Raw genomic sequence first — 26,225 nt, 5'->3', positions numbered from 1 at the left:
ATTCCAAACCTTTTTGTTTCCCCTACTATTTCTAGGTTTTTGTATAGGGGAAATACAAGATTATAGGGACAAAAAAAGGCTTAACATTTTCAGTGTTAAGCCCTCTGTAACATACTATGTAGGTTTTTAAAACAACGCTTCAGGATTACTTGTAAGTTTCCCTAGATTTTGGGTGATTTTTTCTATATCCCAATCCCACCATAGTAGTTCCAACAATCTGGAAATGGTAGCTTCGGAGAAGCGTTTTTTAATTGGTTTTGCAGGATTACCACCCACAATGGTGTAAGGTTCCACATTTTTTGTAACCACCGCCTTTGTGGCAATAATGGCACCATCTCCTATGTGTACTCCCGGCATAATCGTTGCCCCGTGACCTATCCAAACATCATTGCCGATAATGGTATCCCCTTTTGTAGGATAGCTTTTACCCTCCATGGCGTTTTGCCAGGCACCTCCAAATATGGCAAAGGGATAGGCCGTTGCGGCTTCGGTGAGATGATTGCCACCGTTCATAATAAAGGTAGCACCGGAGGCAATCATACAGAACTTCCCAATGATGAGCTTGTCCCCAATAAAATCAAAATGGTATTTGACGTTTTTTTCAAAGTTGGCAACATCTTCAAAATCATCGTAATAGGTATAATCCCCAACAATGATATTCGGATTTGTAACGATGTTTTTCAGAAAACAAAGCGTATCGTAGTTTGATAAGGGGAAGCGGGTATTTGGGTCCGGAGCTTTCATGGATTACGTTTGGACAGGTTAAACAGACTTAGCGCTAGAATAAGCGTAAGCAAGGCTTGCGCTTTTTCAAAAATACTTTCCGCCAGTACATTCCCAAGGGTATTGAGCACAAAATATACGGAAAACACCAATAACCATCTATTTAGGGCTTTCTCTTGCCATTTGTTGGGAATTACTTTGGTTTTCATTAAAATCAAACTGCCTAAAAACAGGAGGACCAAAAGTGCTACCCATTCTAAAATTAGGATCGTTTTGGGTTCCACTATTTTTCCTCCCCAAACCACATGGGATGGGATGAATTGCAATAAAATCAGTGTATGAAATAGAACGTAGGCCATTACAATACCCAGCGCAATTCTTCCAAAAACGTTTATTTTTTTCATTTTGGTTCTATACTGTTTTGAACTACTTCCTTATAAAAATCCTCCAAATGATGGGTCCCAAAACAGGGGGCAATACAATCCTCTGCCATTAAGGTGAGAAAAAATTCGATGGGTCCATAGGTTTTGACACTGGTAAAAGTTCGCAAAAACCAAACGGTCAGTTTTCTGGACCAATCCGGCAAATGCACAATTTTAATGGGCTTGTTCAAGGTTTTTAGCGCGAGTTCACTTATCTCATTCAAGCTTAAAACATCCGGACCTCCAATGGTCAATTCTTTGTTGCCCTCATCCAAAGTATCTAAAATGGCCCTTGCTAGGTCATCGCCATGGATAGGATTGAATTTTTGATGGCCAGAACCAAACAAATAAACACGTCCCGATTTCGCCATTTCCAAAAAATCCTTCATATCCGAGAAAAAACCATTCGGCCGTACGATGGTATAATGCAATCCAGAAGCTTTCAAAGCATCCACAAACTTTTCCTTGGCTTCAAAGATTTTTAGATTGCGGTGTTTGTCCCCGTTAATGGCGGACACATACACAAAGTGCTTTACATCCGCCTTTTTAGCTTCCTCCAATAAATTCATATTGGCCTGATAATCTACATCCATGTAGGTAAGACCATCTTTTTGCCTGGTGATGCCCACTGTGGAAATTACGGTGTCAATGCCCTTACAGATATCCCGTAAGGTTTCAGGTTGTGTTACTTGGGCCTGTTTTATTTCCAAATAATTCTCATGGTCATTTTGCAAGCTATTGGGATTGCGCACAATGGCTACGACCTGATTTTTCCTTTCGATGAGGACTTTCAATAAGAAACCACCCAAATAGCCTGTAGCGCCTGCCAATAATACGTTGGTATGTTTCATCACTAATAAAAATTTAATGGTTTTTCAGTCCAGTTTTCTTTTAAAAATATATCGGGTTATAAAAATCCCATTATCGTCATTTTCGCCTGCGTCACTTTCCACGGCACTGGTTACGAACACCAAATCCCAACCTTCTGTAAGCATGTCCGTCAGTTTTGATGAAATCAAGGCATCGTTCGCTACAATATTTTGAAAGCGTATGCCGCCCAAATTGTAAAAGTTCAACAGTTTCGTTTCTTCAAAATTTTTGACCCTAATGTCCTTTCTCTTGGAGGTATTCCGGGAATTGTCGTCTTCCGTTTGCTCAGAAGTGAACTCTTTGTAGTCCCTTTCATCGTTAGATGAAAGCATACGTGATCGGCCCAATCCGCTTGAAACAATAGATTCTACACTTGTTATAACCTTAACTTCATAGTCTTGCTGACTAAAAACAGGATTTGTACAAAATGTGTAAAAGGCAAATAATACTACTAATTTTTTCATGTCTCTATAATTGAAATATTTTTAATTAAACTCCTTGGTCAATAGGTGTTCGATAATGGTGTTGCGTTGTGTTCCCGTATCGTCTTGCTGATTGCTTAACAGTACGATCGTGGCATCATATTCCGGTATAAAACCTATCATACTCCAATAGCCATTAATATCGCCACCGTGCCAGTACATCGTGGTATTGCCCTCTTGTGTGGTAAACCATCCCAAGCCAAAATCCACATAGCCACTTGGAACATCTTTGGCAAATATTTCCGACTTTTCAGCTTCGGTAAACCAATCCGTTTTTACGGCATTTGTCCAGGTTTCCATATCGCTTGGCGTACTACTGAAATCGCCTGCCCCAAAAGGAATTTCCATAGGATACGAACTGTTAGGGCTTCCATTCAAATAGCCCTGTGCGTGGGTATCGCTGTCAATCTCATCCGTCCCTTTGTAGGATTCTGACATTCCCAACGGATTGAAAATTTTCTGCTGCACATATTCGTGATAGGGCATTCCCGATACCTGCTCCACCAACAAGGCTGCAATGAGGTAGTTTGAGTTGCAATACTCTTTGTTGGACCCTGGTGTAAAATCGAGTCCATTTTCAAGTATCAATTCCTTGATAAGCTCATAAATAGTCCCTTCATCCAAGGTTTCCCCTTGTTCGTAAGCGCCTTCAGCCAGTAATTGAAACTCTGGTACACCCGATTGATGGGATAGTAACTTTGCAATGGTAATTTGTTCACCATTCGGGAATTCGGTATCAAATTCATCCAAGGTTTGATCAAAGCTTTGGATCAACCCATCACGTTTTAATTGCACGACCGCCGCTGCAGTAAGTGTTTTGGTGACCGAACCTATTCGGTACCCTAGGTTATCCCCTTGGGGCAATTCCGTGTCTTGATTGGCCCATCCAAAACCCTGGCGTACCAAATCCTTCCCGTTTTTGGTGACAATGGCATAGCCTTGAAACCCGATATCGGTGAGGACAGTTTCAATGGTGGTGTCGTTGGGATTGGGTGAAGGGGTGTCGTCTTCCTTAGAGCAAGATGTAAAAAGCCCTAAAAGGGATACCATGAAAACGATTAAGCGTTTGTGTAAAGTTGTCATAATTGTTCGTTTTTTGATTTATAATTTTGATGCAAAGATTGACTGTAAGTACACATCAATCGTTCTGAATTATAATCTGAAACGAACTAAGGAAGATGAATCATGAATTGGACTTCATCCAAGCCCTAGGGGTTATCCCCTCTATTTTTTTAAAGTAGGTATTGAACACACTTTTGGAATTAAAACCGCTGTCATAGGCCAATCCAAGAATGGTCAAATGCGAGTTTTTGGGGTCCAGGGCAATGGATTTAAAGCGTTTTAGGCGGTATGAATTCACAAAATCATTAAAATTTAGATCAAAGGCGGTATTGATCAGGTAGGATATTTTATTGGTGTTGAACCCTAGGACATCGGCCACGAATTTTAAACTCAATTGCGGATTCAGAAAAGGTTCCTCTTCCTCAAAATAGGTAAGCAGCTCCTCTTTTAAGGCCTCTATTTGGGAAGCATCTAAAATAGTAGGTGTTGTTTTTTCTTCCTCTTCCACGGGGGATGTAATATCCGAAAGGCACAGGTTGGAATGGTGCAAATCCGAAAAACCATCCATCCCGTGTAAGGGTTTCAAAAAAGGTTCTTGCCTGTAATTGATGATTTGGCCACGCCTGCGTTCGATCATTTCCTGCAAACGGGATAAACCTAACGCTTTATGGTTGGAATTACTCAAAATATAAAGGTCGTAGGGAACAAGCATGGTTTCGTTGCTTTCACTAGCTGTCCATTGTGATACGATTTCATCAGGGACTTCAACAGGCTTTTCATTGATAAGTCGGAATAACCATTTTTTCTCTTCGACTAGTGGCGTGTCCTTTATAAATTCTTCAAATTGCTGTTTTTGGTTGAGCCATATCAAACAAAAACACTTTAAATGATGCGCTAGGGCCAATTCCGGATTAAGGGTTAGGGCATAGTTTACACTTTCCAAGGCTTTATCAAATTGACCTTGATAGTAGCATATATGAGCAAAAGTGTAATGATTGTTTGCCGAAAGTGGGTCTAGATCCAAAAGTTTGTTGGCATATACTAAGGCCTCGTCAAAAAAGCCAAGGGCAATGAACAGTTCCGCCATAGCTTCCAACCCATCGATGTGATTCGGATTAATGGCCAAGACTTTATTGATATGGATGTACGCATTTTTGAAATCCCATTCTCCCCAAAAAAACTTACCCACAAAGGAATGTGGGTATTCGGGTAAGGAGGTGTCTATTTCTTTGGCGATCAAAAGATTGCCAATGGCCAAATCCATAGCTTCTTGGTAGGGCATATACCCCCACATGGCCAATAAGCCGTAGCATTGCAAATTGGCATAATAGGCTTTCGCATAATTTTTATCCAAGGTAATGGCCTGATCATAATAGGTTATGGCTTCGTTAAGGCTTTTTGGTGTCCATTTTAATTGCAGTGAACGCCCTTTTAAGAACAATTGATAGGCATCCACATTGTTGGTGGGTTGCTTTATTAAATGGTCTTGCACCTCAAAATGCCCAAAATTGTTTCGGACTTCATCCGCAATGGCCAGGCTAATCTCATCTTCCAGATCAAAAATATCCGTTAATTCCCTGTCGAACCTTTTGGACCAATAATGCGTCCCATCCGCAACATCTATTAACTGTGCCGTTATCCTAACCCGTTCCCGGGATTTTTTAATACTTCCCTCAAGCACCGTGTTGACACCCAATTGCCCACCAATTTCCCGAATATCAATATCCTTTCCCTTAAAGGCAAAGGAAGAGGTCCGCGCAATTACCTTAAGCTCGTTGATTTTTGTGAGTGCATTGATGATTTCCTCGGTAATCCCATCACAGAAATAGTCATTGTCAATATCATTGCTCATATTGACAAAAGGAAGTACGGCTATCGATTTTTGGGTCATCAAAGGAAAAATTGACGGACGTAAAAATAAAAAATATAAACTTTAAAAGGTTAACAATGTATTAACCTTATCACATGTACTACCCTCCCACCTTTGGCTTACCCTAGCGTAACCCATTTTCATTAACTTCCAGTACAATGTAAGGGTGCTTACCGTGACACCCACTGCCCCCCAAAATATTTGTTAAAACCACCCAAGACCCCACACAACAAACCGAATTACAGAGCGTTATAGCTATTGCTTCTTATGCCATTTTTTAAATTTTCAGGTTCTAGGGCACACTTGGGAATCTGAGTAGAAAATGGGTGAGCAAGCCAATTCCCCAACAGAAGTTCAAAAAAAAAGCTATGAAGTATACCTATTTAGTTTTGGCAATGATGCTTATCGTCGTGGCGAGCTGTTCAAAATCGGACGACGGGCCTATTGAGAAACCCGACCCAACCATGTATTTTCCCCCGATTGGAAGCGATACCTGGGAAAGCATTAGCCCAAATAGTTTAGGTTGGAATGTGGACAATATAGAGGCCTTGAACGATTTTCTAAGTCAAAACAATTCCAAATCCTTTATGATCCTTGTCAATGGTAGGATCGTTATGGAAGAATATTATAATGGACATACGGCACAAGAACCTTGGGAATGGAACAGCGCTGGAAAAACCTTGGTGTCCGCAACCACGGGTATTGCGCAGCAAAACGGTCTGGTGGATATTGAAAACAAGGTGTCCGACTATCTAGGGACCGACTGGACCAATATGGACTTGGAAAAGGAAAACCTGATTACGGTGAGGAATCTGCTGACGATGACCTCGGGAATCGATGATACCAAACAATTGGTCATAAAATCGAACCTTACCTATGTCGCCGATGCCGGTACCCGATGGGCCTACGGCAACGTTTTTCAAAAATTGATGGATGTGGTTGCCGCATCCAGTTCGACCGATTTTGAAAGCTACTTCAATGCCAACCTCAAATCAAAGATCGGGATGGATGGCTATTGGAACGAAGGAACCATCTTTACCATCTTTCATAGCACGACCCGAAGCATGGCCCGGTTTGGACTGCTAGGGCTCAACAAAGGTACCTGGGACGGAGAACAGATTATCGATGAATCTTTCTTTACCGAATGTGTGACTACCTCACAAAGTATCAATCCCTCCTACGGATATCTTTGGTGGTTAAATGGAAAATCGCAGTTTATGGTACCCAGTGAACAAACCGTGTATCCAGGTTCCTTAGTCCCAAATGCCCCTGCCGATATGGTGGCGGCCATGGGCGCCAAGGATCAACGTATCTATGTGGTTCCCAGCAAAAACATGGTGGTCATACGCATGGGGGATGCTTCGGACCCACAAAATCCCAATTTTGCGGTATCCGGTTTTGACAATACCCTGTGGGAAAAAATAAATGCAGTTATTAACTAGGATCCCCCCTACTCCATCATAAAATCGAATTAGACGCTTTTTAAAAAAATAGGTAAACAGGTTACACCGATAAAATAAAAACGATGAAAACAAGTAAATATCTCGCTACGACCCTTGTACTATTGACAACCTTTTTTGCTTTAGCACAGAATGGCAAGGAAACCGTTCAGGACCACCTACAAATAAAGGTTGGGAACGCGCAATTGGAACGTGACACCAAAGAACTGGAAGCTTTCAAGGAGGAGGTTTCGCAATTTCAAACGGCACTTGAAAATAACGATACCAAACTGGCCGATCGGTATCGGCAAGGAATTCTTAAAGCCATAGAACGGGAGATTCAACAGGCCGAAGGAAAAGTGGCCAGGGCCAAACGGGAAGTGGTGCAAAGTTCCGTGGAAAAAGGAACCAACCGAAGGGAAAAAAGAAGGAACCGCAGAGGTTACGAGGGTACACAGGACGATAGAAGGGATATGCGCCGCGACCGAAGGAATACCCGTGATGACCGTCGTGATAAACGGGACGATGTAGCCGACCGTGCCGAATTGGAAGCCCGATTGGAAAACCAAAAGGCCCTATACGAAAACGCAAAAGCCGATGAAACGCTTGGAAACGGAATTCTTGAAAAGTTTATTGCCACCATGAACAATGACCTGTTGGAGACACAAGAAGAAATCAGGGAGGATAAAGGTGAATTACGGGAAGACCGTCGCGAACGCAGGGACGACCGTAGGGAGCGAAAGGAAAACAGATTAAACGGGTAATCCTTTAAGGTAAGACCTACTTAATAATACAACCGAAAATCCAACAGCTTACAGATATTGTAATGCCGTTGGTGCAATTCCTCTACCACATCGAACATATTGTCGTCTTCCTTGAACAGGTTAAAGAAGGCCTTGTCCAAGTCGGAGCTGCTGATGCCTTCATAGGCATGGCCGTAGCCCGAAATGGCTTTGGCATTGGTGATATCCAAAAAATATTGGGATTCTTCCTCGTCTAGGTCCAGCACTTTGGCATTGGAAAAATGCAGGATCTTTCCTTTTAATCGGCCTTCAAAGAGTTCCGCAATTTCCTGTAAACTATAGTAGTAGTCGTTCAGGCAAATACTATTGGCCTCCCCCGTCATCACCAAGTAGATGATCTCATAGTCCTTAAAATGATGGTCGTCCAAAACCAAGGCATTCAAACTGGCTTCCAGCCCTTCAATGGTATCGCAGGTTTGATAGATGCTGGCCACCCCATACTGCATGGCCAAATGTTCCAAGTTCTTTTGAACTTCGGTAACCGCTTCGGTTTCAATATCATCGACGGCTTCCAAACAGTAAATAAACCGTTCAGTATCGTTGGTAGGTATTTGGGGCAATTGTCGTCTTTTTGCTAACAAGTTTCAGAGTTTTTGCCAATGTACTAAATCAGCATAACAATAGGACCATTGCTAAGATTTCTTTAACCTTGAAAGACCCTTCGACTGCGCTCAGGGAGACAGGTATTTGAAATTGAGCCCTAGAATTGAAGGTGATTTTTGAATGCTTCCCCGACTTATTTATACTTCGATTCCCAAAGCGTTTTCATCTCCCCCACGCGTGTATGCAATTGGGCAGCGGCTTCTTGGGTTTTGGCGGTTGGTTGGGCATCGGTTTTTTGCAAGACGTTGAGCAAAAAGAGCAATTTGGATTGCAGTCCGACTAGCGTTTCGTCCTCCAGCTCCGACATATAAATACTTCCATAAATCAAATCGCCATCCTCCGGGGCGCCATCCCCTCGAAAGGCTAACATTTTTTCCTTCTTTCTACCTTTTGCCGAGCTGGCATCAATAGCTTCCCGAATCTCCTGCAATCTCCCATAATCGGTATAGGTTTGCAGGGACAGGTCGGTTTGTAGGGCAAGGGCTTCTTCGCTCATTTCGGAACGTGGATCCAGTTTTACCGTGATGTTTTTTTCCAAAATTTCCCCATCGACCTTCAATTGCACTTTATACGTTCCCGGAGATACAAAAGGTCCTTCGGGTCCGCTAGGCGTATTGTACTGTACGGCCGCAATGGCAAAAGCGCGATTGGCCCCCTGCGGTTCCTTATACCGTAGATTCCAAACGAATCGGTGGTGGCCGGGTTCGCCGGACAAGCCTTTGAACGGACGTATCCAATACGTGGGATGCTGCATTTGGGTCGTATCCAAGACTTCCGCCCTATCGTCACCGGAAAAGCTGTTGACCAACCCGCCTTCCGAATCCAATATGTTGAGTTCTACCTTTTGGGCATCGGCTCCTAGATAATAGTCGATCAAGGCACCATCCGGCGGATTCTCTCCCGTAGGTTCTTCCGGGGGCAAAGGCGTGTCGCTAAACATATTGAACCGTACTCGGTAGGCATCGCTGGGCGAAAATAAATAGGCGTTTTGGTCGGATAGACTGGCCAATTCCCGCAGCAGACTTACATCGTCCAAAATCCAAATGGAGCGACCGTGCGTCCCGATGACCAGATCATTTTCGTGTACCACCAAATCCCGAATGGAAGATGCGGGCATGTTCATGCGAAGGGATTGCCAAGTAGCCCCATCATCGGCCGAAAAATAGACCTCACGCTCCGTTCCGGCATACAGCAATCCTTTTTGTTTTGGGTCTTCACGCACCACGTTTACCGGTCCGGAGGGATTCATCCCGTTAACGACTTCCTCCCAGGTTTTCCCAAAGTCGTGGGTTTTGTAAATATGGGGTTGCATATCATCCTTCCGTATGGCATTCACCGCCACATAGGCCGTTCCGGCATCAAAATGACCGGCATCGATCTGTGAAATTTTATCCCAGGAGGTAATCGAGGTCGGTGTTACGTTGGTCCAGGTGTTGCCCCCATCCCGGGTCACCTGAATGAGGCCATCGTCCGTACCCGCCCAAATAATGTCTTTGTCCAAGGGCGAAGGTCCAATAGCGTAGACAATGGCGCGTTGCGGCATATTTTCCATGGCATCGGTTTTGTAATCGCCTACACTGGCCGGCACTTCGGGTCGGGCTCGGGTAAGGTCGCCACTGATCTGTTCCCAATGCTGTCCTCCATCATGGGTTTTCCAAATCACATTCGTACCGAATAATAACATACTATCATTGGCTGGATGAAATAACAGGGGCATCGTACGCAGGTATCGAAAATCCCGGGAACGCAGCACTTCGGGACCCACATATTGCGATTGTCCTGTTTTCTTGTTGAACTTTATGACGCGTCCGCCATAAACGATGTTGTTGTCCAGTGGGTCCGGAGCGACATAGGCATATTCGTCGGCACCCACGCCCATAAATTCTCGAAACGAAATCTGTCCCCCATTGCTCCTGCTGGCAATGCCAATGGCCCCACTTTCCTGTTGGCCACCGTACACCCAATACGGAAATTGGTTGTCCGTGGTCACATGATACAATTGTGACGTGGGCTGGTTGTACCAAGAGCTCCACGTGTCCCCACCATTTACCGTGATTACGGCACCCTGATCGGCGGCAAAAAGCATGATTTCCGGGTGCAGGGGATTGATCCATATCCTGTGGTAGTCGTCCCCGCCCGGTGCGCCTTTGATGGAGGTCCACGTTTTACCGCCGTCCTTGGATTTATATGAGGCTACATTCCCCACAAAAACTACATTTTCGTCCTTGGGATGCACCTTGATTTCGGCAAAGTCACTGCCCCGGCCCCATAATCGGTTTTCCGTGGTGACCAGGCTCCAGCTTTCGCCGGCATCCGCACTGGTATAGACTCCGCCCTTTTCCCGGGCATCGACCGTGGCATACATCCGTTTGGAATTGCTGGCCGATAGCGCCACCCCTACCCTGCCCAAACCCTCTTCCGCCCCGGGGAGTCCGTTGGTTAGTTGTCGCCAGGTGTCCCCGCCATCCGTGGATTTGTAGAGTCCGCTGTGGGGGCCGGAGAATTTGGCGTTCTCCCAAGGTCCTTCCTGATGTTCCCACATCGCGGCGAACAGGATGTTAGGATTATTAGGATCTAGCTCCACTTGGATCGCCCCGGTATTGGGGTTGCTATACAAGGTCTTTTTCCATGTTTTTCCGCCATCGGTGGATTTAAAAATGCCCCGCATTTCATTGGCCCCATACGGATGGCCCAAACCGGCGACGTACACGATATCCGGATTGGTAGGGTGTACGATGACCCGACTCACTTGTTGGATATCTTCCAGCCCGATATGTTCCCAGCTTTTACCGCCATTGGTGGATTTGAACATCCCATCACCCACGGCAAGGTCCGGCCGGTGCAACCCTTCGCCGGTACCGACATATATCACATTGGGGTCCGAGGGCGAAACCGCCAAATCCCCCACGGAACCTGTGGGCACGTCATCAAAAATAGGGTTCCAGGTACGGCCATAATCATCCGTTTTCCATACTCCGCCATTGTTTACCCCAATAAAGAATACATTGGGTTGGGAAGGCACGCCCACCGCCCCTACGGTCCGACCCCCACGGAAGGGCCCGATCATCCTGTATTCCAGATCTTGGTAATAGGATGGATCTACTTGGGCCAGGGACGAAATAGCTACCAAAAGGCAAAGGATGCAAAGAGCGGTTTTTAGGTTGGTGGTTTTCATGGTGGTGGGTTTTAAATTATGTGTTTAAAAAATAACTATCCATACTTCTCGCTATAACTCAATTTTAAAATATGATTTTTCTCCAATTCCTTTTGAAAATTTAGCAATATCCCAATTTGAAGGTTTTGAATACCAACAATGTGAAATTTTAAAAGCGGCGCTAATGGCTGCGCATGCTACAGTATGTCTCTTCGAACCTGTTAGTGCGAGTTCAAAGTTGAAATTCTGATCTATATAGTGTAATTGATATTGTTCTGTCAGAAAAGCAAGCATGGCATCTAAATCGTTCGATTCAAAACCATAGCACTCCGCATTAGAATAAGCATTAGAAATAACTTCAGAAGCTAATCTGGCTAATTGCCCTCTCATACTGTCAACCTGGGGAAATACAATTCTTATCATGTCAAATTCCCTTTTTTCTAAAATCTTGAATAATCTTTCGTACTTAGAATTTGAGAACCCTATTAATACATTTCTTTTAGACTCATCAGTGTCAGACATTAATAAATCATATATCTCGTATGGCCCCTTCTCACCTTTTATAACATTCTTCGTTATAATATCCAATTTGCTATAATTATCTTCTGATTCAATTTTCTTAAGCGAAGTATCTATCTCATCATTTAAAGGATAGTAAACACTAGCTTGAACATGACTTAACCAAAGTTTTCCATTTGATTTAAGAGTATTTCTGACAATATTGAAAATTAAAGATTTAGATAAACCTGTTATATCACATAATACATTTCCAGAACTTACATCAAAACTTGTTTTAACTACTTCGTAATTAATTATTTCATAAGTTAATTTTTCATCCTCAACAAGTTTTATAATTTCATTTGTATTTCCAACTTCTTTATACTTAACCAGCAAAACCTTCTGGGGTTTAAGCTTTATAAGCTCCCTAATAGATTCCAGCGTTCTATCCTCAAACCCTAGCCCAGCAATTAAATAATCAAATTTAATTGATTCTAAATCTTCAAATAAAATCTCTGTACTTTTCGGTTTTTTACTTAAAACAAGGTTTTCAACAGTTTTCGAATCATAGTATCTAATTTTTTCAAACTCTTCAAAATTTAGAGAACCTTGAACTCCTTCATTTATTGAATCAACCTTTTCAAACTTCTTGGTTTCTAACATCGCCGTGTCATCAAGGTCATCGCCTTCATCAACATTTGAGCTAGTTCCTCCAACATTTTTCATTAGAATTTCTTTGCCCTCAGAAGGATTGTTAAGCCAGTTTTCTAATTGTTCACCCGAAAGTTCAAACCGATCACCTTGCGTTAATCCAATTAAGTTTGATATACCATATAATTTTCTATATGTAAGCTTAAATTGGTTTATGGGATTAGTATCGTTGCCTAGTGTTCTAGGAGCATTAGCTCCACCAGAATAAACGAAAATTCCAGCATCTAGTAGCCGTCTTATTTTTTCATACTGTTCTTCTGTATTACCCGTTGTAATTCTAACATAAATTGAGTAATACTGTCTTAATCTCGAGCTACCATCCTTATTTGATTGCATTAACAATTCATGGGATGCTTTTGCAAAAGACAATGCAAAATCTTTATAATCACTTCCTCTCCTATTAACTTCATGAAGCCTTACACTACATAAATCTTGAAAACATTCGTTCTGTTTTTCGGGCGGAATCGGTTTAACATTATCATAGTGCTTTATAATCATGTCATAAAGATTTATTATATCCCCGATATCACCTACACAAACTCCTGCCAATGCAGAAATTCCATGATAAATTTTCTTTCTTGCCGTTTTATTAACACCCCTGGTAGCAATACTCTTCGCAATAGAAGCTAATGTAGTATCTCCTAAAACTTCAATTGGAGATACGGATGGATGCTTTGCGTTTCCAAAGGCCCTTCTGTTCAAAATATCTGCGACGAAATGTTTACCTCCATTCTTTTTTCTGTTTCTTATCTTCTCGTTAACTGCCGATCCCAAATCAAAAGTGTCAAAATCTCTGCCTTTTTTTGCCTTTTCCACTTTACCGGGTGAATAAAGCAACAGTTCAACTGTTTGAACTTCACTTGTAATTTTAAATGCGCACTCTTCACTTTGAAAGATTAAAGAGGAAAGTAAATTTTTGATATTCTCTTTTCCAAGATATCTAGTGGAAACATCATCCAACAGAAACAAAATATAATGATTAGTCCATAATGATGAACTCTTTCTTATTGCTTGAGCTAAAGCAGGAAAAGCATTGGAAGGGTTGGCAGTGACAACATAATTGGATTCTCCTCTATTCAAAGAATAAATCATACTTAATAAGCGCTGTTCAAGTTGTCTTTCACTTGTAACTTCTTTAAGAAATTCACTATTTGAAACATGTTGATTGTAAACTTCTATAAAGGTTTCGAAATAGTCATTTCTAACCTTATCTTCTGAAATGTGATTAAGATGCCTTATTGCTTTTATTGCTTCAATACCGTACCTTATGAAAAGTCGTGAAAATGGCTCATGTAAGGCCTCATCTGCTTCCTTACCAATCTCATCTAATAGTTTGTTGCATGATACATATATGCCTATATAATTTTCTTCACGAAGCTTGTTTAATTGTTCAACTTTATTTCCAGAAAATTTTAATTTGGCAGCAGTTGCTCTTGCATGAAATTGCAAAGCTCTTAACATCATTGTCTTTCCACAACCTCTCATTCCAGTTATTACCAATGGCCCATGTCCACAGATTCGCGTTAACCATTGATCTTCTGGGTCAACCAATAATGAAGGAACAAACCAAGGATCAAGAGTCTGTGCATTATACGTGTCATTAAAGTTTAGTAATTTCAATGGCTCTTCCCAAGGCTGTGTTTGCTGATTAAAACAATTTCTTATATCCTCTATTATTTCATCAAAATTGGGTGCTCTGGTGTGCTCTACAGCAGGGAAAAGAAGTTTCGCCCTATCTTCCAATAAACTAGCAAGCCTATAATCTTGATCAGAAACATTATCCGGATCATCCAAAAGTTTTTCACTTAACTTAATTAAATACCCAGCAACCCAGTGTACATCTCCTTGTCTATCAGGTGAATCTCCGGCTTTATTAATCGAAGTAAGAGAACCAATATCAATAGCTATTGCTCTTGTAGTACTATGGATTTCCCCCGCTCTTCTATTCTCAGGAGTTAATTCTTCAATTATTATATTTTCTGGATGAAGATCATTGTGATTTTTTCTCTTACTTCTCAACACATCTAATATCCTGAATAAGTCCATTGATATCTGAGTAATCTTAATTGAACTTATGGGTTTCGCACTTTCAAGTATTTTTATTAAAAGTTTTCCTGGTACATAGTTTAATACTTGAACGTAGCACTCTACTTCTTCTCCATTTCCAAAAATTACTTTATGTTCCTCTGCACCCGTAATTCCTACTATATATTGGCTGCCCTTTGCTAATTCTGCATGGTCTTTAGATTCCGCATAGAAATCTTTATTATGTAATTCATAAATGCTTTTCGGAATAAGTTTAAGAACAAACTCCGTTCCCAATACTTCATCAATCACTTTGTATGTTGCGCCATAAAAACCTCTGGAAATTGGAGCTTCTATTTTATATTTCCCAACTGTAGCAGGTGGCGAGTATAAGGGGAAACCATATTCAAATTGACAATTCGGACATTTATGATCTAATTCTCTTGTATCATCATGACCCTTTTCTGGGCAATTAAAGCAGCAATATTTAGGCATATGATAGAATTTTATATGAAGCGGTTTGTTTTGGCGTACAATTAATACTAAAGCATGCTCTTAGCTCATTTTCGAATTCCTTTTTGAATTCTCCTTCTGCTCTGTATGTTAAAATAGATTCATTTTTTACTATGTAATCATTTGAGTTTCTTAAGAGGATTACTCCACAAGGGTCAGGAAATAAAGAATCTGTATGAAATTCGTTCTGGTATTTTACTATTGTATCTCTCAACATTTTCATGTCGATTTTTAGGAATCCATTACCACTACTTTTGATAATATTATAATGTTGTTTTTGTATGTCTTTTGCTTTTTTATTGAATTTCTCTATTGAACTTCCTTGATCTTCAAGGTTCTTACCAAAATTTCGATAAAGATTTTCCGTAGTAATTTGTTTATCCTTTATAGCTTCTCTTGGAGGGACATTTAGTGCCATACCAATGCAATTATTAAGATGTCTCTTTAAAAGGTAATTCATATTGTTCTCGAAAATCATCAGTAAGGCTAGTAAGGATTCGCCTCTTCCTATATAAGATTGTTGTTCAATGCTAAAATCATTTAAAAAACATTTTGCATTTATTCCTACATCCTTGGCAACAGCTATAAATCTGTTAGCATTTCTTTCCGCTACTTCAAATGAATGACCAAAATTTCCGTATTCTGCAACTCTAACATCTAAACCAGTATAATTGAGCCCTGCTGCAATTTTTTTAGAAAGGATACTTGCTATAACTAATGAGGGAATAGCTTTCGCTCCTACCTTTGATCGATAATCAAACAACCTAGCATCTAATGGAGCATACTTCTTGCTAACAATAAAATGACAATACCCTGAACTTTCTAGAATATTTGTAATTTGTTTACTATCAAAATGAATTTTATAATCTGGGATTTGATATAAGACATCAATTCCACCTGCTGGTCTTCCTTTAACCCCAAGTTTTGGAATTTGACAATTTAACTCCATTAAGACAAGCGGGCATATTAATGTACTCAATGACGAAGGGCCTCCTGTTGAGGGTATATCAGCAACAAATGAGTCTTTACATTTTAATTGGACTACTTCTCCTGATTCTCCAAGCTTCTTAGCTAAGTATGCTATGTTCTTATTAGATAAAGTATCTTGTATTGCTCTTTCAATCAGAGCCATCATATTTCCTTCGGAAGGGTTTTGAATAAACTGATCAATGATAATTTTATCCTCCATTATTTTGATAAAATGATTCTGCAATTGACTTTGCCAATAATGGAGGTACAGCATTGCCAATCATTCTAGCAATATCATTTTGACTATTTGAATAGAAATTATAATCCAATGGAAAAGATTGAAGTGTTGCTCCTTCCCTTAAAGAAATTGCCCTATTTTGTACCGGATGTCCGTAACGTCCATTTGAATAACTATTAAACCTTGTTGTAATTGTTGGTGCTGGTTTTGACCAAAACATTCTTCCATAGACATCGTAATGTCCTTTATGTTTTTTATAATTATCAGATAGTAGATTTTCTGGCCACTTTCTCCTATCCCCTCCATCCACTTCCGTAGTCCTTATGCGTAATAGATTTAATTCACTTAGTCTTGCAGAGCTATGTCTAAATTCTGTGCTGTCGATATGACCCGCGGATATTGGCGGGAATTTTTTTTCATCACCAATTGCCTCATAAACAGTCTTAATATTTCCTTCATTCGGTTTAGGTAATTCAATGCTTTTTCTTAATCTAGTTGCTACTAGAACATATCGTCGTCTATTTTGTGGAACACCATAATATTTTGAATTTAATACACCGTCCGAAAACACATAACCATTGTCTGTTAAGAATCTTTTGAATTTACCCAAGGGACTACTAGAGTTTTTATCCAAACCGGGAACATTTTCTACGAAAATATAACCTGGTCTAAAATAATCTACAAACTCTTGAAAATCCTCTAAGAGTAATCTTGTTTTTTGAGATTTGGTTTTATCTGTTTTAATATTTGAATAATATTGACAAGGACTACACCCAACAAATATTAGATTTCTTTGATTTCGCCTAATTCCAAAAAATTTACTAAGTTTTTGTTTTGACAATTTTGAAACATCTTCTAGCAAAAACTTAGCGTTGTTATTTTTTTCATAGGTTTCTTTACACCTTTTATCAATGTCAATTCCTCCAATAACATCTACACCAGCTTGTTTGAAACCACAAGTCACACCGCCCGCAGAGCAGAAAAAGTCAACAGCTTTTAAGGGTTTATTCTTTGGATTCAATTAAATGTAATTTTGTCCTAACGAAAATATAACAATATTTTAAGTCAAACGCGACAATTGAGATGTAATCCAATTAGTAAAAGATTACCTTCTTTATTATTCCTTTATCTATGCTTAAGTAAGTTTGAATTAATTGGAATCCAACAATCCCCTTTCCATCACCCTCAACCTTAACCCTAAAAACCATAAAGCGCGCTCCATAGCATTACCGTCAATCCGCTATCCTTTAGGATCAAGGAAATCCATCCGTAGCCCCTATATTGAAGGGAATCAAAAAAAGAATGCTATGAATTTAGAAAACAAAGTAATACTCGTTACCGGAGCCTCAAGCGGTATAGGCAAAGCGGCCGCCCACAAATTGGCCCAGCACGGCGCCAAAGTGGTCCTTATGGCCCGGAGCGAAGACGAACTCAAGGAATTGAAGTCCAACATAGAAGCCAAGGGCGGTACAGCCTTGGTCGTAGCCGGGGACGTCACCAAAATGGAAGATTTTGAAAAAGCGGTTTCCCAAGCCAAAGCGGAATATGGTACCGTAAACGCATTGATCAACAATGCCGGACTCATGCCCCTCTCCTTTGTAGAAAAATTAAAGACGGATGAATGGGAAAAAATGGTGGACGTGAACATTAAGGGCGTACTGAACGGTGTGGCCGCAGTACTACCGGAGCTAAAAGCCAATAAAGACGGGCATATCATCAATATTTCGTCCATGGCCGCACACCGGTACTTTCCGGGCGGAGCGGTGTATTGCGCCACTAAGGCTGCGGTAAAGATGTTCTCCGAAGGCTTGCGCCAAGAACTGGCCCCAAAATACGGCATCAACGTCACTTCCATAGAACCGGGTGCGGTTGCGACCAATCTTACGGATACCATTACCGATGAAGACATCATGGAGAAAATGAAGGAGATGCAGCAAATGGAAACTTTGGAAGCCGAGGATATTGCAGATGCCATTTACTACGCACTTTCCCAACCGGAGCGTGTAAACATCAACGATGTGTACCTGGTACCCAGCGAACAACAGTAATTCACTAAATGAATGTCCGGAATTCCTTCATAATTACAATTTGAATGTCAGGTCGAGCCGTCACATCGAGCCTTTCGCTTTGCTGCGCAAGGTACGTTCAAAGAAAACATGTTTTCTTTTCACCCAATGCTCAAGATAAACTAAAGTCGAGATGCGAGACCTCGATCCTTCATAATTACAACTTAAATGTCAGGTCGAGCGCAGTCGAGACCTCATTTTAAAGGTTTTAGGTTTAATAACCTCTCGACTGCGCTCGAGGAGACATTCGTTTATGACGGTTTACGGATATACAATTCACTAAAAAACAGAAAATAATGTCAACGACAACAACAGATAAAACGTTTAAAACAATCAATCCCGCAAACGGGAAACCCCTCACTACGCATACGCTAATGACGGATGAACAGGTGGAGGACACCATTCAAAAATCCCACGGAGCCTTTAAAAAATGGAAATTCAAATCCGTTGAGGAACGGGGCAAGGTGATTTCCGCCATTGGGGAAGAACTACAAAACTATAAAAAGGAACTGGCCGACATGATGACCTCCGAAATGGGAAAACTCCTGAAGCAAAGCGAACAGGAAATAGACCTATGCAGTGCCATTTGTAGCTTTTCCGCCAAAAATGCACCGGACGCACTCAAAAGCGAGGAACGCGAAATTTCCGATGGTGGCCGGGGCATCATCACCTACTCCCCTTTGGGCGTTATTTATGGGATTCAACCCTGGAACTATCCGGCCTATCAGGTCATTCGCTATACCATTGCCAATTTAATGGCCGGGAACAGTGTATTGCTAAAACATGCCGAAAATGTGACTGGAACGGCCAAACTCCTGAAATCGATATTCGATACGGCGGGATTGCCCGAGGGACTGTTCAGTGTATTGGTGATTACCCACGATCAATCGGACACGATTATAGAACACGAATTGGTCCGCGGCGTAACCTTGACGGGAAGTCCGGGAGCCGGAAAGAAAATAGGCGAAAAAGCCGGTGGTGAACTGAAGAAAATGGTGTTGGAGCTGGGTAGTAACGATGCCTACCTTATTTTGGATGATGCCGATATTGATTTGGCCGTGGAAAAATGTATCCAAGGACGTATCTATAACAACGGGGAAACCTGTATTGCCGCCAAACGCTTTATTGCGACCGAGGCGGTGTATGACGAGTTCCGCGAGAAGTTCGTAAAAGGTATGAAGGCCCTGAAATTAGGCGACCCAACCGATTCGGAAACGGATTTAGGTCCTATGGCGCGAAAGGATCTTCGGGAAAAACTGCACGAACAGGTACAGAAAAGTGTACAGCACGGCGCCGAAATCCTCTGTGGTGGGGTGATGCCCGGCGGCGAAGGCTATTATTATCCAGCGACCGTTTTGGTTCAGGTAAGCGAAGGTCAGCCCGCCTATGACGATGAGTTGTTCGGCCCGGTAGCTTCGTTGATGAAGGCCAAGAACGATGAGGATGCCATGCGCATTGCCAACGATAGCCGATTCGGACTCGGAGGCGGAATCTTCTCCAAAGATGTGGACAAGGCCGTGGAAATGGCCAGCAAATATTTTGATACCGGAATGGTATTTATCAACTCCTTTGGCTTGGCCGAATCTAATATGCCTTTCGGAGGGGTCAAAAATTCGGGTTACGGACGCGAGCATGGTGGATTCGGCATGAAGGAATTCGTAAATGCGAAGTCCATTATGATCGGTGAAGATTAGGGTACCGTATATGTAGTCCCTCGAAGTTGTTCAGACCCTTACTATGAGGCTGTCTAAAAAGTCATTTCTGCTGTCAATTCGAGCGCATCCGAGAATTATAATTTGTTGGTTATTAACGCATCTCGACTGCGCTCGATGTGACATTTGAATAGAATTGTGACTTTTTAGACAGCCCTTATTTTACAAACTAGGGATAACCGCCATTGCATCCATTCATGCGGAAGGAAGAAAAAAATGGCAAGGATTCATAAATTTATAAACATAAAGACAATACGAATGATACAAACGATACACTTAAAAAAGCGTCCGGTAGGGGCCCCTACCCTGGACAATTTTGAACTTACGGAATCCGAAAACAATTTAAACATCAAGGACGGCGAAGTGCTTTTGGAAACCAAATACCTTTCCGTGGACCCTTATTTACGGGGACGCATGAGCGATGCCAAATCCTATGTCCCGCCGTTTGAAGTGGGCAAACCTATCAATTCCGGCATCATTGCAGAGGTCATCGATTCCAAAAATGAAAACTTTAAAAAAGGTGATTTTGTGAGGGACCGATTGGATTGGAAAACGCTACAAGTTTCCGACGGAGAAAACCTGCAAAAAGTGAACCCGGACAAAGCGCCCTTAAGTGCCTATTTGGGTATTGTGGGCATGACGGGATTAACGGCCTATTTGGGCCTGCATGAAATCGGAAAACCGAAAAAAGGGGAAACCTTGATCGTATCCGGTGCCGCCGGTGCCGTGGGCAGTGTTGTGGGACAGATCGGTAAAATCTTGGGTCTTACGGTCATCGGCATTGCCGGTTCCGATGAAAAGGTGGAATTGTTGAAATCCGAATTCGGTTTTGACCGAGGCATCAATTATAAAACTACGGACGATATGAAAGCTGCCATTAAGGAGGCCGCACCCAATGGTGTAGATATCTATTTTGACAATGTGGGCGGGGAAATCTCCGATGCGGTGCTCTTCAGTATCAACAAGTTCGCCAGAACGATCAACTGCGGGGCGATATCGGTCTATAACAATACCGAAACACCGACCGGGGTGAGCGTACAGCCTTTTTTGATTAAGAACAGTGCCTTGATGCAAGGCTTTATCGTTTCCAATTACTCCGATAAATTCCCGGAGGCCATGGAGCAGTTATCCACATGGTTGGGCGAGGAAAAATTGACCTACCGGGAAACGATTGTGGAAGGATTTGAAAATACCCCACAGGCCTTTTTGGACATGATGGACGGCAAGAAAAAAGGGAAAATGATCGTAAAGGTTTAATTGCCTGTCCCCTGAGCGTAGTCGAAAGGGATAAGGAACAAAGTGTCTAAAATGTCCCCCCGAGCCTTTCGTTTTGCTGCGCAAGGTGCGTTCAAAGAAAACATATTTTCTTTTCACCCAATGCTCAAGGTAAACTAAAGTCGAGGTAAGCGAGGGGTCTCACATGTGTAAAACAATGGCATAAAGTGTCCCCTGAGCGTAGTCGAAGGGATTAGTAAAAAAGTATCTAAAATGTCCCCCCGAGCGCAGTCGAGGGGTCTCTCCTATCATTTTAAATACCTCTTCCACCCACGAGCAAACCAGGCGAAATGAAACAATTGAAAGCTGCTTAATTTTAGTCCTATTTGCTGCTAACAAGGACCAAACATCATCGATGTTAACTGTCGTATTTGGTTGAATACTATAAGCTAAAGCCTTCATTTTCTGATTTATACCCGGATTATATTTTGCTAATAACCATCGTTTCACAACATATAACCATGGGTTGGCAACATAATTTTTAAACTAAGGAATAATATCTTTTCTTTGAAAGAAAAATACTACCATTGTATTAACTTTTATAATGAAAAGAAAAGCCCTCTTTTTGGCATTGGTACACCTAATCTTATTCTTAGGACCTAAATTTTCATTTTCCCAATCCCCGTTGGATTCCTTAAATTTTATTCCTGTTAAGGCACCCCTATCCCAAAGTACAGTTACTGAGATATTTGAGGATAAACACGGTTTTTTGTGGGTGGGCACCCCTAAAGGAATCAATAGATACGATGGGACCGATTTTAAGGTCTTCGAGGAATCCCATGAGGGCACCTCAGGTTTGACCAATAGCTATATTGAATATATCTACGAAGACGCAAAAGGGGCACTATTAATCGGTACCAGTAGAGGGCTTAACCTTTACGACGAGAAGCTTGCCATAATTCGTCCCTATACATTCAAATCGGAGGGTGAGATCATTCAGAGTGAGCATATTTCGGTAATCAAAAACATCGATGAGTTTTTGTGGTTGGGAACAGCCGAGCATGGCTTATACCGTTACAACACCGAAACAGGAAAGACAGCGCGTTTAGAGTTTCCGATATCGGAGCAGGACAAACCGAATAATAATCGGATCATTGAACTCTTTCAATTATCCAGTAATAATTACTTTATCGTAACCGAAGGCAAAAGTTATATCATCGATGATCAATTGTCCATAAAAGACGAAATAAATAACGCACAATACACGAGTAGCGCTATTCAGGTAGATTCCTCGCAGTTTTTTTTGGGTACAAGGAATGGGGAACTGTTTGTTTATCACCTTGAGGATGATACGTTGACTGCCGAGAAGAAGTTTATAATCAGTCAAGGCCATGCCTTGATGGCCATGGAGCAAGATGATTGCGGAAATATATGGTTGGGGACAGAAAATGGCGGATTGTCCCTTTATGAACTGGCAAGCGGTCATGTATCCAATACCAAATCGGATTACAAAAGGTCAGGTTCAATCCCCAATAATTCCATCTGGTCCTTACATAAAACGAGGAATGGGGTGATGTATTTGGGCATTTATAAGAAAGGACTAAGTTTTTATGACCCGAACTACTTCAAGTTTCAAAAAATAGCAACAAACCGTTTTGATGAAAATTCACTGAGCAATAATATCGTTAATTCTTTTGCAGAGGACAAAAATGGGGGATTATGGATTGGAACAGATGGTGGGGGCCTAAACTATTGGAACAGGAAGACGAACCACTTTGAACATTTTTCCTTGGATAAGGGGAATTTGAATACCAACGTAGTTCTTGCGCTTGCTTTTGATCATGATAAATTATGGATCGGTTCATGGGGCTCTGGGCTTACCCTATTTGATACGGTTACAAAAGAGTACGAAGTTTGGGATACGACCAACTCTTTTATAGCTTCGGATGATGTCATGGGCCTTCTGAAGGATAGCAAGGGCAGGATTTGGATTGCCGCTTTTAGGGGAGGTCTTCAAATTTACTATCCGGAAACTGGGAAATTTGAAAATATTAAATTAGAATCTGAAATCTACAGTGATAAAGTTTCTACGGTCGCGCGTTTATTGGAGGATGACCAAGGAGCTATTTGGGTGGGCACTGAGACCATGGGAGTTTTCCGGTTAACTGAAAAGAATGGCACATGGTCTTATGACCAATATCACAGTTTAAGCGATACCAATTTCTTGAGCGATAATTTTGTGAATATGATCACCCAGGATGATTATCATAATATCTGGGTGGGTACACAGGCCGGTCTTAACAAATTTAATCCGGAGGATAACACCTTTAAAGCCATTACTAAAGACAACGGATTAATAAGTGATACCATAAGGGGGTTGGTACAGGATGAATATGGTTTTCTATGGATCAGTACGGATAAGGGTATTACCAGATATGATGAGGAGACCGGCGAGTTTTTGGATTACGATATGTATGATGGTCTGCAAGGCAATGAGTACAATTCTTCCTCTTTTTACAGGACTTCCAATTTTGATATTGTTTTTGGAGGCTCCAATGGGTTTAATATTTTCAATTCCAAACAAGCTGCAAAATTGACGGACGCTCCAGAAGTATTGCTGTCCGATCTTAAAATTTTCAATACCTCCGTCCGACCTAATGATTCTTTTGGCGTTTTACAGGAAGATATCAATCAAGTTGATTCCATAACCCTTAGCCATAAACACTCTGTTTTTAATATTGAATTTAAGGCATTGACCTTAAAAGCGGCAGAGAAAGTGCATTATGCCTATTATTTAGAGGGATTTGAGAATCAATGGAATTATGTAGGAAACAAAACATCGGCCACCTATACCAACTTGAATTCCGGGGACTATGTACTTCACGTTAAATCCACAAATTCAGATGGGGTTTGGAATGCTAATGAAAAGCTGCTTCACATACGCATTACCCCTCCCTTTTGGAAAACATGGTGGTTTGGATTGATCATAACCAGTTTTGTATTGGGGCTGGTATATCTGATTCACTACATACGCATCCGTAACCTGAAGGCGAATCAAGTCAATTTGGAGAGAAAGATTCATGAACGGACCAAGGAACTTCAAATTCAACAAAAAAAACTAATCAAAGCTGCCGACGAGTTATCCATACAAAATGAGGAAATTCAACGCTTTACCTACTCCGTTACCCACGATTTAAAAAGCCCATTAAGTAGTATAAAGGGAATTGCAAACCTTATTCCCATGGATTTAAATATGAAGGAACACCCTGAGATGGAAACATATCTGGAGATGATAAATACCTCCTGTGACGCGATGAGCAATTTAATAGGAGATTTGGGCAAAATGGCGAGAATTGGAAAAATAGAGAACCAAAATGAATTTTTGGATACCAACGAAATTATTGATTTGTCAAAGAATTTAGTAGGCGGAAAACTGGAGGTTAAACACATAAAATTGGAAGTTACCGAAAATCTGCCCAAAATTTATGGGGATAAAAACAGAATGATTCAGGTTTTTGGCAACCTATTGGATAATGCCGTAAAGTATATGGGAAATCAAAAGAACCCCCTAATCATTGTTAAAGCTGAAACAACCGAAGAAGAAGTCCAATTTCAGATTATAGATAACGGATCGGGAATGGATGAAAAATCCTTGAAAAAGTTATTTTCTCCATTTGAGCGATTTCACCCAAATATTCAGGGAAGCGGTCTGGGCTTGTATATGATCAAACAAATTGTAGCATCCCACGGCGGAGACATTAGGGCAGAATCCGAAGGAAAAGGAAAGGGAGCTTCTTTTTTTATAACACTACCAAGAGCCGAAATACGGGATAAAAATCAATACAAAAAAAAAATTCCAGATGAATTGGCTTCCATTTAGTTGTACTAATCAAGTGTCCCTTGTATTTTGTGATTCCTGAATAGTATCTAAGATTGATTCTGTTTCTTATCCTGTATTTTGGATAACTTTGCCAGCGAAGCGCAAACCAAGCAAAATGAAACCCTTGAAAATCCTAGTATCCTTTCTTTTTTTATGCGGTATAACGAATTCGGTCATTGGCCAGTTGGTCAATATCGAATCCAAGCGCATGCAAACGGATTCCACCCGATTTGCCCTAAAAAGTGATGTACTTTTCGATTACACGGATAACAATGGGGATTATATATTCCAAGTGGCTTCTAACCTTACCACACAGGTAAAATCCAAGGATTTAAAGAAAATTTACTTCTTCATCGGTAATTATAAACTCATCCGAAGTAAAGACCAGGATTTTCAGAATTCCTGGTTTTTCCATGTGCGGTACAATCAAAAACTGTCTAATTTATTTCGATTAGAGGCTTTTGTCCAAAACCAGAACAACACTTTATTGACCATTACGAGTCGGAATTTGGTCGGTGCCGGTATTCGGTTAAAGTTTTTATCCACCGAAAGAACAAAGGCCTATTTTGGGAATGCCTACATGTATGAAATTGAAGAAGTGGCTGAAACCGACCAGCGGTTTTTCAATCACAGAAACAGCAGTTATTTATCCGTAAACCAAGCGTTTAAAAATACCAAGTTGGATATAACCGGAACGGTATATTTTCAGCCTCTGTACGATGCCATCAGTAATCACCGAATTTTATGTCAGTTGAAAGCGGAGTTACCTATCACTAAGGTCATTAGCCTTTCTGCACTCTATAACTACTTCTACAGTAGCTTTTCTCCCATTCGAGAAAGTGACCGGTCTTCCAACCTCAGTTTCGGACTGACATTTACGATTTAAATCTATTGGGTTTTTTAGGCTTTTTCTGGCCAACTATTGGGAAAATACAATTGGCCTATCAGTTTGACTTGAAATGAACAGAAG

At 41.3% G+C, this 26,225-nt stretch carries 18 protein-coding genes; 7 read left to right on the top strand and 11 right to left on the bottom strand.

Features of this window, described 5'->3' with window-relative positions:
- Window positions 1-126: 126 nt before the first annotated feature.
- From CJ263_RS19610 to CJ263_RS19585, 6 genes are all read right to left on the bottom strand, one after another.
- Window positions 127-744: a CatB-related O-acetyltransferase gene (locus CJ263_RS19610; RefSeq protein WP_094998826.1), complete on the bottom strand. Its 618-nt coding sequence runs from the start codon at window positions 742-744 to the stop codon at window positions 127-129.
- Window positions 741-1,127, bottom strand: a complete 387-nt coding sequence (locus tag CJ263_RS19605) for a hypothetical protein (RefSeq protein ID WP_094998825.1) — start codon at window positions 1,125-1,127, stop codon at window positions 741-743. The genes CJ263_RS19610 and CJ263_RS19605 overlap by 4 nt, the downstream gene beginning before the upstream one ends.
- Window positions 1,124-1,996, bottom strand: coding sequence for an SDR family oxidoreductase (locus tag CJ263_RS19600; RefSeq protein ID WP_094998824.1), 873 nt, complete (start codon window positions 1,994-1,996; stop codon window positions 1,124-1,126). The genes CJ263_RS19605 and CJ263_RS19600 overlap by 4 nt, the downstream gene beginning before the upstream one ends.
- Before the next feature lie 24 nt (window positions 1,997-2,020).
- Complete coding sequence (locus CJ263_RS19595) at window positions 2,021-2,479, bottom strand: hypothetical protein (protein ID WP_094998823.1); 459 nt, start codon at window positions 2,477-2,479, stop codon at window positions 2,021-2,023.
- Window positions 2,480-2,500: 21 nt separating this feature from the next.
- Window positions 2,501-3,580 (bottom strand): serine hydrolase domain-containing protein, encoded by a 1,080-nt coding sequence (locus tag CJ263_RS19590; protein ID WP_094998822.1) that lies wholly within the window; start codon window positions 3,578-3,580, stop codon window positions 2,501-2,503.
- Between the two features lie 100 nt (window positions 3,581-3,680).
- Window positions 3,681-5,450 carry a helix-turn-helix domain-containing protein gene (locus CJ263_RS19585; protein ID WP_094998821.1) on the bottom strand — a complete coding sequence of 590 codons (1,770 nt, stop codon included), beginning with the start codon at window positions 5,448-5,450 and terminating at the stop codon, window positions 3,681-3,683.
- Between the two features lie 347 nt (window positions 5,451-5,797).
- Between CJ263_RS19585 and CJ263_RS19580 the strand changes: the two genes are divergently transcribed.
- Window positions 5,798-6,871 (top strand): serine hydrolase domain-containing protein, encoded by a 1,074-nt coding sequence (locus CJ263_RS19580; protein ID WP_199768153.1) that lies wholly within the window; start codon window positions 5,798-5,800, stop codon window positions 6,869-6,871.
- An 83-nt stretch (window positions 6,872-6,954) separates the two neighbouring features.
- Window positions 6,955-7,632 carry a hypothetical protein gene (locus tag CJ263_RS19575; RefSeq protein WP_094998820.1) on the top strand — a complete coding sequence of 226 codons (678 nt, stop codon included), beginning with the start codon at window positions 6,955-6,957 and terminating at the stop codon, window positions 7,630-7,632.
- A gap of 20 nt (window positions 7,633-7,652) precedes the next feature.
- On the opposite strand, the gene CJ263_RS19570 is transcribed toward CJ263_RS19575, so the two are convergent.
- The 5 genes from CJ263_RS19570 to CJ263_RS19550 form a co-directional block, all read right to left on the bottom strand.
- Window positions 7,653-8,252, bottom strand: a complete 600-nt coding sequence (locus tag CJ263_RS19570) for a DUF6642 family protein (RefSeq protein ID WP_094998819.1) — start codon at window positions 8,250-8,252, stop codon at window positions 7,653-7,655.
- 155 nt (window positions 8,253-8,407) lie between these two features.
- Window positions 8,408-11,449 (bottom strand): WD40/YVTN/BNR-like repeat-containing protein, encoded by a 3,042-nt coding sequence (locus CJ263_RS19565; RefSeq protein WP_229702450.1) that lies wholly within the window; start codon window positions 11,447-11,449, stop codon window positions 8,408-8,410.
- 51 nt (window positions 11,450-11,500) lie between these two features.
- Complete coding sequence (locus CJ263_RS19560; protein ID WP_094998818.1) at window positions 11,501-15,157, bottom strand: ORC-CDC6 family AAA ATPase; 3,657 nt, start codon at window positions 15,155-15,157, stop codon at window positions 11,501-11,503.
- Window positions 15,150-16,364 (bottom strand): hypothetical protein, encoded by a 1,215-nt coding sequence (locus CJ263_RS19555; RefSeq protein WP_094998817.1) that lies wholly within the window; start codon window positions 16,362-16,364, stop codon window positions 15,150-15,152. Before CJ263_RS19555 ends, CJ263_RS19560 begins: the two co-directional genes overlap by 8 nt.
- On the bottom strand, window positions 16,354-17,403 hold the full coding sequence (locus tag CJ263_RS19550) for a DNA cytosine methyltransferase (protein WP_094998816.1): 1,050 nt from the start codon (window positions 17,401-17,403) through the stop codon (window positions 16,354-16,356). The genes CJ263_RS19555 and CJ263_RS19550 overlap by 11 nt, the downstream gene beginning before the upstream one ends.
- Before the next feature lie 286 nt (window positions 17,404-17,689).
- Between CJ263_RS19550 and CJ263_RS19545 the strand changes: the two genes are divergently transcribed.
- The 5 genes from CJ263_RS19545 to CJ263_RS19520 all read left to right on the top strand — a co-directional run bounded on the left by CJ263_RS19545 (window position 17,690) and on the right by CJ263_RS19520 (window position 26,141).
- Window positions 17,690-18,430, top strand: a complete 741-nt coding sequence (locus tag CJ263_RS19545) for an SDR family oxidoreductase (protein WP_094999324.1) — start codon at window positions 17,690-17,692, stop codon at window positions 18,428-18,430.
- A gap of 314 nt (window positions 18,431-18,744) precedes the next feature.
- Window positions 18,745-20,142: an NAD-dependent succinate-semialdehyde dehydrogenase gene (locus tag CJ263_RS19540; protein WP_094998815.1), complete on the top strand. Its 1,398-nt coding sequence runs from the start codon at window positions 18,745-18,747 to the stop codon at window positions 20,140-20,142.
- Window positions 20,143-20,418: 276 nt separating this feature from the next.
- Window positions 20,419-21,417, top strand: a complete 999-nt coding sequence (locus CJ263_RS19535; protein WP_094998814.1) for an NADP-dependent oxidoreductase — start codon at window positions 20,419-20,421, stop codon at window positions 21,415-21,417.
- 562 nt (window positions 21,418-21,979) lie between these two features.
- Window positions 21,980-25,255, top strand: coding sequence for a sensor histidine kinase (locus CJ263_RS19525; RefSeq protein ID WP_094998812.1), 3,276 nt, complete (start codon window positions 21,980-21,982; stop codon window positions 25,253-25,255).
- 115 nt (window positions 25,256-25,370) lie between these two features.
- Window positions 25,371-26,141, top strand: a complete 771-nt coding sequence (locus tag CJ263_RS19520; protein WP_094998811.1) for a DUF481 domain-containing protein — start codon at window positions 25,371-25,373, stop codon at window positions 26,139-26,141.
- Window positions 26,142-26,225: the final 84 nt, after the last annotated feature.

Origin of the sequence: Maribacter cobaltidurans (assembly GCF_002269385.1) — a bacterium.
Taxonomy (GTDB): Bacteria; Bacteroidota; Bacteroidia; order Flavobacteriales; family Flavobacteriaceae; genus Maribacter; species Maribacter cobaltidurans.
The sequence above is the reverse complement of the archived record's forward strand: the minus strand, read 5'-3'. Positions and strand labels throughout refer to the sequence as shown.

Excerpts from the sequence above, each read along its gene's own strand:
- CJ263_RS19610 (WP_094998826.1), bottom strand. The coding sequence starts at position 744 with ATGAAAGCTCCGGACCCAAATACCCGCTTCCCCTTATCAAACTACGAT.
- CJ263_RS19605 (WP_094998825.1), bottom strand. The coding sequence starts at position 1,127 with ATGAAAAAAATAAACGTTTTTGGAAGAATTGCGCTGGGTATTGTAATG.
- CJ263_RS19600 (WP_094998824.1), bottom strand. The coding sequence starts at position 1,996 with ATGAAACATACCAACGTATTATTGGCAGGCGCTACAGGCTATTTGGGT.
- CJ263_RS19595 (WP_094998823.1), bottom strand. The coding sequence starts at position 2,479 with ATGAAAAAATTAGTAGTATTATTTGCCTTTTACACATTTTGTACAAAT.
- CJ263_RS19590 (WP_094998822.1), bottom strand. The coding sequence starts at position 3,580 with ATGACAACTTTACACAAACGCTTAATCGTTTTCATGGTATCCCTTTTA.
- CJ263_RS19585 (WP_094998821.1), bottom strand. The coding sequence starts at position 5,450 with ATGACCCAAAAATCGATAGCCGTACTTCCTTTTGTCAATATGAGCAAT.
- CJ263_RS19580 (WP_199768153.1), top strand. The coding sequence starts at position 5,798 with ATGAAGTATACCTATTTAGTTTTGGCAATGATGCTTATCGTCGTGGCG.
- CJ263_RS19575 (WP_094998820.1), top strand. The coding sequence starts at position 6,955 with ATGAAAACAAGTAAATATCTCGCTACGACCCTTGTACTATTGACAACC.
- CJ263_RS19565 (WP_229702450.1), bottom strand. The coding sequence starts at position 11,449 with ATGAAAACCACCAACCTAAAAACCGCTCTTTGCATCCTTTGCCTTTTG.
- CJ263_RS19560 (WP_094998818.1), bottom strand. The coding sequence starts at position 15,157 with ATGCCTAAATATTGCTGCTTTAATTGCCCAGAAAAGGGTCATGATGAT.
- CJ263_RS19555 (WP_094998817.1), bottom strand. The coding sequence starts at position 16,364 with ATGGAGGATAAAATTATCATTGATCAGTTTATTCAAAACCCTTCCGAA.
- CJ263_RS19545 (WP_094999324.1), top strand. The coding sequence starts at position 17,690 with ATGAATTTAGAAAACAAAGTAATACTCGTTACCGGAGCCTCAAGCGGT.
- CJ263_RS19540 (WP_094998815.1), top strand. The coding sequence starts at position 18,745 with ATGTCAACGACAACAACAGATAAAACGTTTAAAACAATCAATCCCGCA.
- CJ263_RS19535 (WP_094998814.1), top strand. The coding sequence starts at position 20,419 with ATGATACAAACGATACACTTAAAAAAGCGTCCGGTAGGGGCCCCTACC.
- CJ263_RS19525 (WP_094998812.1), top strand. The coding sequence starts at position 21,980 with ATGAAAAGAAAAGCCCTCTTTTTGGCATTGGTACACCTAATCTTATTC.
- CJ263_RS19520 (WP_094998811.1), top strand. The coding sequence starts at position 25,371 with ATGAAACCCTTGAAAATCCTAGTATCCTTTCTTTTTTTATGCGGTATA.